The organism is Fischerella sp. JS2 (assembly GCF_032393985.1).
Taxonomy (GTDB): domain Bacteria; phylum Cyanobacteriota; class Cyanobacteriia; order Cyanobacteriales; family Nostocaceae; genus Fischerella.
In genome coordinates this window covers 4,892,948-4,904,883 of sequence record NZ_CP135918.1, presented here as the reverse complement: position 1 = coordinate 4,904,883, position 11,936 = coordinate 4,892,948, and the positions used below count along the sequence as shown (strand labels likewise).

The window sequence follows — 11,936 nt, the reverse complement described above, 5'->3', positions numbered from 1 at the left end:
AACGTTGCTTATTAACGTGAAGACGTTCATCACAAACGTGATCATTTTCATTGATAACATGATGGGCGAATGTCTAACGAAGTGCGATCGCTCTTAATCAAATACTCGTCTATGTCATATTTTGTACCAACTTTTCGTCGCGCCAAGAAATAAATTTTTTGGCTGATAGCGAAAGTCAGATCAATCTGACTAGGAAAGTCTTTGAGTCCGTTTAAACGGACTTATGCTATTGGGGTTGAGAATTTATTCTCACACCGGGATATGAGGTAACGAACACAGATGCACAGCGATAAACACAGATGGATTATCGCTGTGCATCTGTTTGAATTCACAATTTATTGTGCTGCCAAATACTCATACAATTGCCAACGTGCGTCTACTTCTGCTTGCGCTTGTTGTAGCAGGCGTTGAGCAAGTTCGGGTTTACTCTTTACAAGCATTTTGAAGCGATTTTCTTGATACATTGACTGCTCTAGTGATTGTTTAGGCGATCGCATATCCAATTGCAAAGGATTTTTACCCTGTTCTCGCAACTCTGGGTTATAGCGATACAGCAACCAACGACCTGATTCTACCAAAGCTTTTTGGTTGTTCATGGCTGTGGTCATATTAATGCCGTGAGCAATGCAATGACTGTAAGCAATAATTAGAGATGGGCCGTTGTAGGCTTCGGCTTCTAAAAATGCTTTTAGTGTTTGGTCATCACGTGCGCCCAACGCTACACTTGCTACGTAGACATTACCGTAGCTCATCGCCATTAATCCTAAATCTTTCTTGGCAGCAGGCTTACCACTAGCGGCAAATTTCGCGATCGCAGCTCGTGGAGTCGCTTTAGAAGATTGTCCACCTGTATTAGAATATACCTCTGTATCCATAACTAGGATATTCACGTTCCGGCCACTGGCAAGCACATGATCCAATCCGCCAAAGTCAATATCGTAAGCCCAACCGTCACCACCGACAATCCAAACGCTCTTTTTAACAAGATAATCAGCTAACAATTTTAGATTTTGGATTTTGGATTTTAGATTGGAGTTGGGTTGAGAATCGAGAATTTTATCTAATTGCTGTTTGAGCAATTCTACCCTTTGTCTTTGTTCATAGATATCTGCTTCGGTTTTTTGGGGTGCGTTAAGAATAGATTCAACTAAATCATCAGGAAGCTTACTTCCTAATTCTTGCAATAATTCCGCCGCATATTCAATATGTTTATCTAGAGATAAGCGAAAACCAAAACCGAATTCGGCGTTATCTTCAAATAAACTATTAGACCATGCCGGGCCTCTACCTTCAGAATTTTTAGTCCAAGGAGTTGTCGGTAGATTACCACCGTAAATCGAAGAACAACCAGTGGCGTTGGCAATCATCGCGCGATCGCCAAATAATTGTGATAGTAGTTTTAAATAAGGCGTTTCACCACAACCCGCACAAGCACCGGAAAATTCAAATAATGGTTCTTGTAGTTGTTGTTGGCGAATTTGGTTTAATTTCAGTTGCCGTCGGTCAGGATTTGGTAAATTCAAAAAGAAATTCCAGTTTTCCCGTTCTTGTTTCCGTAAAGGTAGCTGCGGCTTGAGATTAATTGCTTTCGTTTCTGGCTGCAATTTATTTTTCGCAGGGCAAATTTCAACGCAGATACCGCATCCTGTACAATCTTCCGGTGCTACTTGAATCGTAAATTTCTGTCCAGCAAAGTCTTTATCTTTGGCATTGATAGATTTGAATGTTACTGGAGCATTTGTTAATTCACTCTCTGCATAAACCTTACTGCGAATTGCAGCATGAGGACAAACCATCACACACTTACTGCATTGTATGCAGATATCAGCTTCCCAAACCGGAATCTCTAGCGCGACATTACGTTTTTCCCATTGAGAAGTACCTGTAGGGAAAGTTCCATCCGCAGGTAAAGCACTTACAGGTAAATCATCTCCTTCCCACCTCATAATTTTGCCTAAGACTTCTCGCACAAACTCAGGCGCACCCTCAATATTTTGGATTTTGGATTTTGGATTTTGGATTTCTACCTGTTGTGGAACATCGACTTTCTGCAAGTTTTCCAGCGTTTGATCCACTGCTTGTAGATTCATGCGGACGACTTCTGCACCTTTTTTACCGTATGTCTTTTCAATAGCTTGCTTGATTTTGGCGATCGCTTCTGCTTGGGGTAAAACTCCTGCTAAGGCAAAGAAGCATACTTGCATGATAGTGTTAATGCGTCCACCCATGCCACTATCACGGGCAAATTGAGTAGCATTAATCACGTAAAAATTTAGTTGTTTGCTGATAATTTGCTGCTGGAATTTGGCTGGTAGATATTCCCAGACTGTATCAGCATCATAAGGACTATTAAGTAAAAAAGTTGCCCTAATTTCAGCATCTTTCAGTACATCTACTCGATCTAAGAATACCCACTGGTGACAACCAATGAAATTCGCTTTACCAATCAGATAAGTAGAGCGAATTGGCTTCGGGCCAAAACGCAAGTAAGAAACTGTCATCGAACCAGATTTCTTGGAATCGTAGACAAAATAACCTTGGGCGTAGTTGTCGGTTTCTTCACCAATAATCTTGATTGAGTTTTTATTTGCACCCACAGTTCCATCAGAACCTAAGCCATAAAACATGGCTCTCACAACGTGATCTGGTTCGGTTGAGAAATTGGGGTCAAAGGTTAGGGAAGCATGATTAATGTCATCATTAATACCAACAGTGAAGTGATTTTGCGGTTGTGGTTGGGCAAGATTATCAAAAATAGCCTGCACCATTGCTGGGGTAAATTCTTTAGACGAAAGACCGTAGCGACCACCGATGATTGTTGGAGTGTGAGGGGTATGAGGGGTGTGGGGAGTATAAACATTTTCGTTATCCCCTTGTCCTCCAAGTCGTCCCCCTTGTCCCCTTATTCCTTCATGAATGGCGGTGACAACATCGAGATATAACGGTTCGCCGGCTGAACCTGGTTCTTTGCTGCGATCTAGAACTGCGATCGCTTTTGTGGTTTTTGGTAAAGCCTGAACAAATCTTTGGACATCAAAGGGGCGATATAATCTGACTTTGACAACACCAACTTTTTCACCACGGGCGTTGAAATAATCTACTGTTTCATGGACTGTTTCACAGCCTGAACCCATCAGGACAATGACGCGATCGGCGTCACTTGCACCATAGTATTCGTAAATTTGGTAATGTCTTCCTGTGCGTTCGCCAAATTTATCCATGACTTGCTGGACTATTTCTGCACAAGCATTGTAGTAGGGATTGGCGCGTTCGCGGGCTTGAAAATAAACATCGGGGTTTTGGGCAGTTCCCCGCAATACAGGGTGATCGGGAGTTAAAGCGCGGGTACGATGGGCAAGAATTAATTCTTCATCAATGAGCGATCGCAAATCGTCATCTTCCAGTAACTGGACTTTCTGAATTTCATGGGAAGTCCGAAAACCATCAAAAAAATGCATAAACGGCACTCGCGCCGCCAAAGTTGCAGCTTGGGCAATTAGCGCAAAATCATGGGCTTCCTGAACAGACGCAGAACACAGCAACGCAAACCCAGTACCACGGGCTGCCATAACATCACTGTGATCGCCAAAAATAGATAAAGCATGGGTAGCTAAAGCACGGGCAGCCACATGAATTACTGCACTAGTTAATTCTCCAGCAATTTTGTACAAATTAGGGACCATCAACAATAATCCCTGTGACGAAGTGAATGTAGTTGTCAGAGAACCCGTTTGTAGCGCCCCATGTACAGCCGCAGCAGCTCCGCCTTCACTCTGCATCTCGATTACACTAGGAACAGTACCCCACAAATTAGGGTGGTTTGACGCTGACCAAGCATCAGCCCATTCACCCATTGCTGAAGAGGGGGTGATGGGATAAATGGCTATGACTTCACTTAAACGGTAAGCAACACGGGCTACAGCCTCATTCCCATCAATGGTTGCAAAGGTTGTGTGCATGATTTCCTCCTGCAAGCTACCCCCAAAAGTTAAGGTTGTTGGTTGTTGTTTGTTGGTTGTTGTTTGTTGTACAGACGTGCCATGGCACGTCTGTACAGTGGTTAGTAGGGGTGTACTCTACCTTGAAGCCGCTTTGTGTCTACGGGTACTCTACCCTACGGGAACGCCTTACGGCGTACGAGAAGCCAGGCTTCGCCCGTCTACGGGGGTTCGCATACCCTTCCCTTACCTTAAGCCTATGAGCGCGTCTACGCGTAGCGTCTCCCTTCAGGGAGATAGAATTTGTATGGGTATCTTGAATTCAAAACAAAATATTTTCGTACAGTTTATAACCCGTTTTAACGGGTTTAAGCTTTCAGCCCAAAACTTTAGTTTTGGGATTACTAGACATATTTATTAATTATTTAGATTATCTCATTCACAAAAAATGCATGGATTGATGTTAATTAATAACTGTACTCATGCCAAAAAACTACCCATGAGTTAGCTTTTCAGAAAATATAAAAAATTTTTGGGGTAGAGGTTCAAGAATTAATTAATCAGAATTCTAGCGACTTTGTCTTCATTAGACCTCTTGCAGAAAAGTTTTGTGATAAATTAATGGGTTGGAGAAAATTGGGAAAAATTAATTGGCAGGTTGAAGTTCTGGTGCGGAATGTGGGATAAATTCGCATAGACCCTACTAGATTTGACCGTATAGAAACAACACTAGCTACACACAACAAATTCTTAGCCAGCTAGCTTCATTAAGCGTTCAAATGGCTCAATTGTTAGCACACCAAACTGCTAGAGGTGATCGTCATGATGAAGCACTAAGACAACTTGAAAATTCGATGCAAGCATTGTCCCAAACTCAAATTGATAATTGGGACTCATCTTTTCTTACCACGAATTGCTACACTCTTTATACAGCAAGCTCTTCATCGCGTATTGTCGCCCCGTCAATTAGGTACTTCAAGTTCCCCGATTTCTGCAAGATTATTATCTGTTTCTTTGATTTCCTCAGAGACTTCTTTTTGAATCCATAAAAATACTATGGCAAACACAGGAAAAGGCAAAATATAGAAAACTAGGGGAATCATGATCCAGGGTAGCCATGAAGCAGCATAGTCACCTGTTAGTTGTGTCATATCTACCATCATACAATTCCTCTGAAACTCAAAATTTAAAACTCAAATTTATCCAATGCAAAATTTGTGTTAAGAAAGTAACATTTAGCTAGCATTAACGGCTCCTCTAAGAATGGCATCCAAAGAGTCAAAGTTTTCGAGTAGCAAGTATGCAAATATAGCACCACCCATTGCACCAAGAAAAATTCCCCCATTTAATTGGCTCCATTCTTCACGAGTTCTCAATGGTCTTAAGGAATCTTTGGAATAGGAGCTGTAAGAACCTTTCGGATTTCCTTGAAATGTTGTAATCGCAAAAATGGAAATTCCTAAACAAGCGGATACAGCTATATATATAGCAGTGATTAATCCACTCAGATTTGCTCCATGTGCTGATTCCCGTAAAGGCCCAATTACAACCTCTGGTCCGACAAGAAAATAGCCATGAGCCATACCAATTTCCAGTCCCCGCATGAAAGGAGTTAACCCTTTGCGATAAGCAGGTAAATTATTGATGAAAGCTTTAGCTAAAGGAGAATCATTAATAGGAGTGGATAGATTACCAATACAGGGATCGCCTTTGAAAGGTTTAATTATATCGTTATCTACTGTATCAACTGTGTTAGACATTATTATTACCCTTTGAATTGAATTGGTTGATTGTTATCTTAATTTTTAATATATCAATTATCGATTTATAAAAATATCCTTTTAGATAATTTTAATAATATTATTAACAATGATGCAAACATAAATAGGAAAGTCTCTTGCTCAGTCAAGCAAGAGAGGAGGTCGAAACTTAATATTTTTAATAATTGATTTGTGAAGTAAAAATAACAAAATATAAACTTGATAATTGAAGTTTATTTGTTAACTGTTGACAGTCAAAAATTAACTGTCAACAGTTGATTCATTGACCAAATTTACTTGCCGTTGAGGCAATTAAAAAGGCTCCGTAGGTAGCGATATAACCAACAGTAAAGTGAGTTAAGCCGACTAAACGAGCCTGAACAATTGACAAAGCAACGGGTTTATCTCTCCAGTAGCCAAAGGACAGGGGTGTCTGTTCGTGTGCCCAAGCCAGGGTTTCGATTAACTCTTGCCAGTAACCCCGCCATGTAATTAGGAACATGAAGCTAACAGCCCAAGCTAAGTGTCCAAACAGGAACATCCAAGCCCAAACAGCTAAGTTACTGGTTCCGTAAGGGTTATAGCCGTTAATCAACTGAGCTGAGTTTGCCCAGAGGTAATCTCGGAACCAACCCATAAGATAGGTAGAAGATTCGTTAAATTGAGCAACATTCCCTTGCCAGATTGATAGATGCTTCCAATGCCAGTAGAATGTTACCCACCCCAGAGTGTTAAGCATCCAGAAGACAGCGAGGTAAGACGCATCCCAAGCTGAGATATCACAAGTGCCACCCCGACCGGGTCCATCACAAGGAAAGGCGTAGCCAAAGTCTTTTTTATCAGGCATTAGCTTGGAACCACGAGCATCCAACGCACCTTTTACTAATATCAAGGTGGTGACGTGCAAACCGAGAGCGATCGCATGATGAACATAAAAGTCACCCGGCCCAATTGTCAAGAACAATGAGTTAGTACCATTGTTAATTGCATCCAACCATCCCGGTAGCCAGACATTGGCATAGTTGGGCCATGCTGTGAAAGCAACACTATCTGGGTTTGATAGTAGTGTATGAAATCCATACAAAACCTTACCATTTGCTGACTGGATAAACTGAGCAAACACTGGCTCAATCAATATTTGCTTATCAGCCGCACCAAAGGCTACTTCTACATCATTGTGGACATACAAACCCAAGGTATGAAAGCCTAAGAATAGCGATACCCAACTTAGATGAGCAATAATAGCTTCTTTGTGCTTCAAGACTCGCTCTAGAACATTACCCTTATTTTGTTCTGGATCGTAATCTCTAATCCAGAATATAGCAGCATGGGAAAATGCCCCTATCATTAAAAAGCCAGCAATATACTGATGGTGTGTGTATAATGCCGCCATCGTGGTAAAATCCTTAGCGATAAAAGCGTAAGGCGGCATGGAATACATGTGCTGCGCCGTCAAAGAGCTAGCAACTCCCAGACAAGCTAACGCCAAAGAAAGTTGGAAATGCAGAGAATTGTTTACTGTTTCGTACAGTCCTTGGTGAGGGAGATTGAAGGGACCTTCAACTTTTCTACCAAAGAAAGTCTTTGAATCCATCATCTCTTTGAGACTGTGACCGATATCCCAATTAGTGCGGTACATATGACCTGCAATAATCAAGATAACTGCGATCGCTAAATGATGGTGTGCCATATCCGTCAGCCACAATGATTGTGTCTGGGGATGGAAACCACCTATGAACGTCAAAATTGCCGTTCCTGCACCTTGAGAAGTATTAAATACATGCTGGGCGGTATCAGGATTTTGAGCGTATGCTCCCCAATTCCCCGTGAAAAACGCCCACAAACCAGCGGGATGAGGTGGGGTAGATAAGAAGTTATTCCAGCCTACATGTTGACCGCGAGATTCTGGTATGGCAACGTGTATTAAATGACCAGCCCAAGCTAGGGAGCTAACACCAAATAAACCTGCCAAATGATGATTTAAGCGAGCTTCCGAATTCTTGAACCAACCTAAATTCGGTCTAAATCTAGGTTGTAAATGTAACCAGCCTGCAAATAAGAAAAGAGAAGCAAGTAAAATTAAAAACAAAGCACCAATATACAAATCAGTATTTGTACGTAAGCCAATGGTATACCACCAGTGGTAGACGCCGGAATAGCAAATATCTACAGGATTTCTTGCTCCTGCTTGGGTGAAAGCTTCAATTGCTCCTGGCCCAAATTGGGCATCCCAAATCGCATGAGCAATGGGACGCACATGTACAGGGTCTTGAATCCATACCTCAAAATTACCTTGCCAAGCAACGTGGAACAAAATCCCCGATGCCCACAGAAATATAATTGCTAGATGACCAAAGTGAGAGGCAAAAATCTTTTGATAGAGATTTTCCTCTGTCATTGCATCATGAGTTTCAAAATCGTGGGCAGTGGCGATCGCATACCAGATCCGACGTGTTGTCGGATCCTTTGCAAGGTCTTGGCTAAATTTTGGGAATTTAGTAGCCATAGTTTAGATAGCCGTTTTGCTTGTCAACTTATCGTTTGTTGTCATCAGTCATAAGTTATTGCACCACTATCCAAATGCCGTCATTCGTGCCAGGAAGAAAGCCCAAGTAGTGACAATTCCTCCTAAAAGGTAATGAGCAACCCCTACAGCGCGACCGTGAATGATGCTCAAAGCACGAGGTTGAATAGCTGGGGCAACTTTCAACTTATTGTGTGCCCAAACTATCGATTCAATCAGTTCTTGCCAGTAGCCGCGACCACTGAATAAGAACATCAAACTAAAGCCAAAAATGAAGTGTCCACCCAGGAACATTAAACCGTAGGCTGAAAGTGATGTGTTGTAAGATGTGATCACTTGTGATGATTGTGCCCAAAGGAAATCACGCAACCAACCATTATTAGTTATTGAAGAAGTCGCAAAATTTCCACCAGTGATATGAGTAACCACTCCATCTGCTCCCACCGTTCCCCAGACATCTGACTGCATCTTCCAGAAGAAATGGAAAATCACCATACTCAGAGAGTTGTACATCCAGAACAAACCCAGGAAGACATGATCCCAAGCCGATACCTGGCAAGTACCACCCCGTCCCGGTCCATCGCAGGGGAAGCGGAAGCCTAAATTAGCTTTATCTGGAATTAAACGGGAACTACGAGCAAATAAAACCCCTTTCAGCAGCACCAGAACAGTAACGTGAATCGTAAAGGCGTGAATATGGTGAATTAAGAAATCTGCTGTACCCAAGGTAATCGGCATCATCGCCACTTTCCCTGCCACAGCCACGACGCCACCACCAAAAGCATAGCTGACAGGCTCGTGTAAATTAGGAGCTGCGGTTCCCAATCCTGTTAGTTCTAGATTTCGCAAGCCGCCAAAAGCATGACCCAAAGGTGCAGCAACTGGGAGAGCTGGATTACCTACAGTCATCGTATGGATATGTTGCAACCACTGGGCAAACACCGGCTGTAATTGAATTCCCGTATCCGAGAACATATCCTGAGGACGACCAAAAGCGCGCATGGTGTCGTTGTGACAATACATAGCAAAGCTATGGAAGCCAAGAAACTGACACACCCAAACCAGGTGAGAAATAATAGCATCTCGATGCCGTAGTACCCGATCCAACACATTATTGAAATTTTGTTCTGGATCGTAGTCCCGCACCATATAAATCGCTGCATGGGCTGCCGCACCAACAATCAGGAAACCGCCAATCCAGACATGATGAGTGAACAAAGATACCACAGTTGCGTAGTCTGTTGCCAAATAAGGATAAGGCGGCATCGCATACATATGATGGGCAATAATAATGCTCAAAGAACCCAACATTGCCAAATTAATTGACAGTTGAGCGTGCCAGGAATTTGTCAGGACTTCAAACAGACCCTTGTGACCGACAGGCCCAATAAAGCTTAAAAATGGCAGCATATTGGGAGTTCGGGCATCATCTAGCATTTCTTTGATGCTGTGACCAATACCCCAATTAGTACGATACATATGACCAGCAATGATAAACATTACCGCGATCGCCAAATGATGGTGTGCAACATCCGTCAACCACAAGCCACCAGTAACAGGGTTAAGCCCACCCTTAAAGGTGAGAAAGTCAGTAAAATGCCCCCACTGCAACGTGAAGAAAGGTATTACACCTTTGACAAAACCCCAATCTACATGGGGATACAACTTGTTCATCAAACTGGGATTCAAGATGAACTCGTGCGGTAATGGAATATCCTCAAGAGCTACTCCCGCATTCAACAGCTTGTTAGTAGGTAGGGAAACATGGATTAGGTGTCCTGTCCAACCCAACGAACCCAAACCCAAAAGACCAGCCAAGTGATGATTTAACTTTGACTGGGTATTCTGGAACCATTCCAGTTTGGGAGCGCGTTTGTGATAGTGGAACCAACCAGCAAACAGCATCAGCGCTGCCATTACCAAACCGCCGATCGCAGTGCAATACAGCTGGGATGTATTGGTGAAACCAGCAGCACGCCACATTTGGAAAAGCCCAGATGTAATTTGAATGCCGTGGAAACCACCGCCCATGTCTCCATTCAAAATTTCTTGGCCAAATATCGGCCAAACAACTTGGGCGCTCGGTTTAATAGCAGTTGGATTTGCCATCCAAGCTTCAAAATTGGAAAAGCGAGCACCATGAAAATACATGCCGCTTAACCAAATAAACACCACCGCTAGATGCCCAAAATGGGCAGCAAAAATCTTGCGCGATATGTCTTCTAAATCGCTAGTATGAGTGTCGAAATCGTGGGCGTTAGCATGTAAGTTCCAAATCCAGGTTGTGGTTTTGGGGCCTTTGGCAAGGGTGCGGTCAAAGTGTCCTGGTTGCGACCACTTCTGAAAAGAAGTTGCCACTGGATCGTTATCAACTACAACCCTCGCCTCTTGCTCTCGCTCTGGCGTAAGAGTCATTGAACTCTCCCTCTTCTATTAAAGAAATGAGAACTTTACTCTGCTCAAAGTAGCTGTATTTAAGTTTTTTGTTGGTTGTTAGTTTGGGAATTAACTATTGCCACTAACCAAGAGAAAAAAGCCAGCGATTGGATTAACAGTGACGCTGGATTATCTTCTGTAGATAAATTATTCGCTCAAGAGACATCAAGTGGTTTTAAATAACCCTTTTAATAGAGAATAAGAAAAAAAAATGAAGAACTGATGAAGGAAGATAGTTATTAATAAAAAATTACAAAAACTAATTCCAATTCAGCACTTCAGCTACTTGTTTAGCTAAAGACATTAAATCAAAAGGCTTAGCGATCACAGCCCTCACCCCAAGTTTGACCATCTGGGATACTTCCTCTGTTGTTACCGTTGTTAATAAAATTACAGGAATATGATGGGTTACAGGGTTACTTTGTAGCTGTTGCAGGGTTGTAGACAAGTCTTGCTCGCAGACAAAAGCATCCACATCCATGAGGATAGCATCGACTTGCTCGATCTCAGTTTTAACAATTGCTTCATAACTGGATGCTGTTGTCAGCACTTCCCAGCCTGCCTCTGTTTCCAAGCAAAGCTGGGTCAATTCCCGAATAGCGTTTTCATTTTCAATCAGTAAAATGCGCCGGGTTACCACTACTAACATTTACCTTCTTGCCTCAATTCACTGGCAGATGTATAGTTCCAGCTTCTTGTAGAGTAGGCAACAAATCTGAATAATTAGTGAAGAAGGTTAAAAAGCTGCATCAGCAAACAGACTTAGTCCTCTATGCGATCGCAGTCATTGCTGAGAGCACAGACGGTAAAGTTGATGTACTCCAAAAACAACAATCAACAGCTATTACACGAAATATATTCACACCGACCCACTGATTAATGCCTCTAGCACTTGATCGGATAAGGTAAAAGGATCGTAGGGCTTGGTAATGACTGCCGCTATCTTGAGTTGAGTAAACTGACGTTGTTCGGCAGCCTGTGCTTTTGCTGTGAGCAAAACTACTGGAATATTCTGAGTAGTAGGATTTTTTTGGAGGTTTTGCAAGGTTGTTAACCCATCCATATCCGGCATCATCACATCCAAGAGAATAACATCAGGTTTTTCTGTTGCAGCTTTGATCAAACCTTCTTTACCGGAAACTGCTGTTAAAACTTCCCATTCACCTGCTATCTCTAGACACATCTGAGTAGTTTCTCGGATATCCTGTTCATCATCAATAATCAAAATGCGTTTTGTCATTTGTAATTTGTTGGTTGTTGGTTGTTGGTTGTTAGTTG

The 11,936-nt window shown here is 42.4% G+C and carries 8 protein-coding genes; 1 reads left to right on the top strand and 7 read right to left on the bottom strand.

Annotated features, from left to right (window positions below; genetic code table 11):
* Nucleotides 1-335: 335 nt before the first annotated feature.
* The 6 genes from nifJ to RS893_RS20820 form a co-directional block, all read right to left on the bottom strand.
* Nucleotides 336-3,959 carry a pyruvate:ferredoxin (flavodoxin) oxidoreductase gene (nifJ, locus tag RS893_RS20845; protein ID WP_315787522.1) on the bottom strand — a complete coding sequence of 1,208 codons (3,624 nt, stop codon included), beginning with the start codon at nucleotides 3,957-3,959 and terminating at the stop codon, nucleotides 336-338.
* Nucleotides 3,960-4,900: 941 nt separating this feature from the next.
* Entirely contained in the window at nucleotides 4,901-5,089 is a 189-nt protein-coding gene (locus RS893_RS20840; RefSeq protein WP_315787520.1) for a hypothetical protein, read from the bottom strand.
* Between the two features lie 84 nt (nucleotides 5,090-5,173).
* Nucleotides 5,174-5,698 carry a photosystem I reaction center subunit XI gene (locus RS893_RS20835; RefSeq protein ID WP_315787518.1) on the bottom strand — a complete coding sequence of 175 codons (525 nt, stop codon included), beginning with the start codon at nucleotides 5,696-5,698 and terminating at the stop codon, nucleotides 5,174-5,176.
* 280 nt (nucleotides 5,699-5,978) lie between these two features.
* Nucleotides 5,979-8,204: a photosystem I core protein PsaB gene (gene psaB / locus RS893_RS20830; RefSeq protein WP_315787517.1), complete on the bottom strand. Its 2,226-nt coding sequence runs from the start codon at nucleotides 8,202-8,204 to the stop codon at nucleotides 5,979-5,981.
* Between the two features lie 66 nt (nucleotides 8,205-8,270).
* A complete protein-coding gene (gene psaA, locus RS893_RS20825) occupies nucleotides 8,271-10,637 on the bottom strand; it encodes a photosystem I core protein PsaA (protein ID WP_315787515.1) in 2,367 nt (788 codons plus the stop codon).
* Nucleotides 10,638-10,917: 280 nt separating this feature from the next.
* Complete coding sequence (locus tag RS893_RS20820; protein WP_315787513.1) at nucleotides 10,918-11,307, bottom strand: response regulator; 390 nt, start codon at nucleotides 11,305-11,307, stop codon at nucleotides 10,918-10,920.
* Nucleotides 11,308-11,384: 77 nt separating this feature from the next.
* Here RS893_RS20820 and RS893_RS20815 point away from each other — a divergent pair, with 77 nt between their 5' ends.
* Nucleotides 11,385-11,534: a hypothetical protein gene (locus RS893_RS20815; RefSeq protein WP_315787511.1), complete on the top strand. Its 150-nt coding sequence runs from the start codon at nucleotides 11,385-11,387 to the stop codon at nucleotides 11,532-11,534.
* On the opposite strand, the gene RS893_RS20810 is transcribed toward RS893_RS20815, so the two are convergent.
* A complete protein-coding gene (locus RS893_RS20810) occupies nucleotides 11,518-11,898 on the bottom strand; it encodes a response regulator (protein WP_315787510.1) in 381 nt (126 codons plus the stop codon). The two genes, RS893_RS20815 and RS893_RS20810, sit on opposite strands and share 17 nt — an antisense overlap.
* Between the last annotated feature and the right edge of the window lie 38 nt (nucleotides 11,899-11,936).

Coding starts and splice junctions, on each gene's coding strand:
- RS893_RS20820 (WP_315787513.1), bottom strand. CDS start 11,307: ATGTTAGTAGTGGTAACCCGGCGCATTTTACTGATTGAAAATGAAAAC.
- RS893_RS20840 (WP_315787520.1), bottom strand. CDS start 5,089: ATGACACAACTAACAGGTGACTATGCTGCTTCATGGCTACCCTGGATC.
- psaB (WP_315787517.1), bottom strand. CDS start 8,204: ATGGCTACTAAATTCCCAAAATTTAGCCAAGACCTTGCAAAGGATCCG.
- nifJ (WP_315787522.1), bottom strand. CDS start 3,959: ATGCACACAACCTTTGCAACCATTGATGGGAATGAGGCTGTAGCCCGT.
- RS893_RS20810 (WP_315787510.1), bottom strand. CDS start 11,898: ATGACAAAACGCATTTTGATTATTGATGATGAACAGGATATCCGAGAA.
- RS893_RS20835 (WP_315787518.1), bottom strand. CDS start 5,698: ATGTCTAACACAGTTGATACAGTAGATAACGATATAATTAAACCTTTC.
- psaA (WP_315787515.1), bottom strand. CDS start 10,637: ATGACTCTTACGCCAGAGCGAGAGCAAGAGGCGAGGGTTGTAGTTGAT.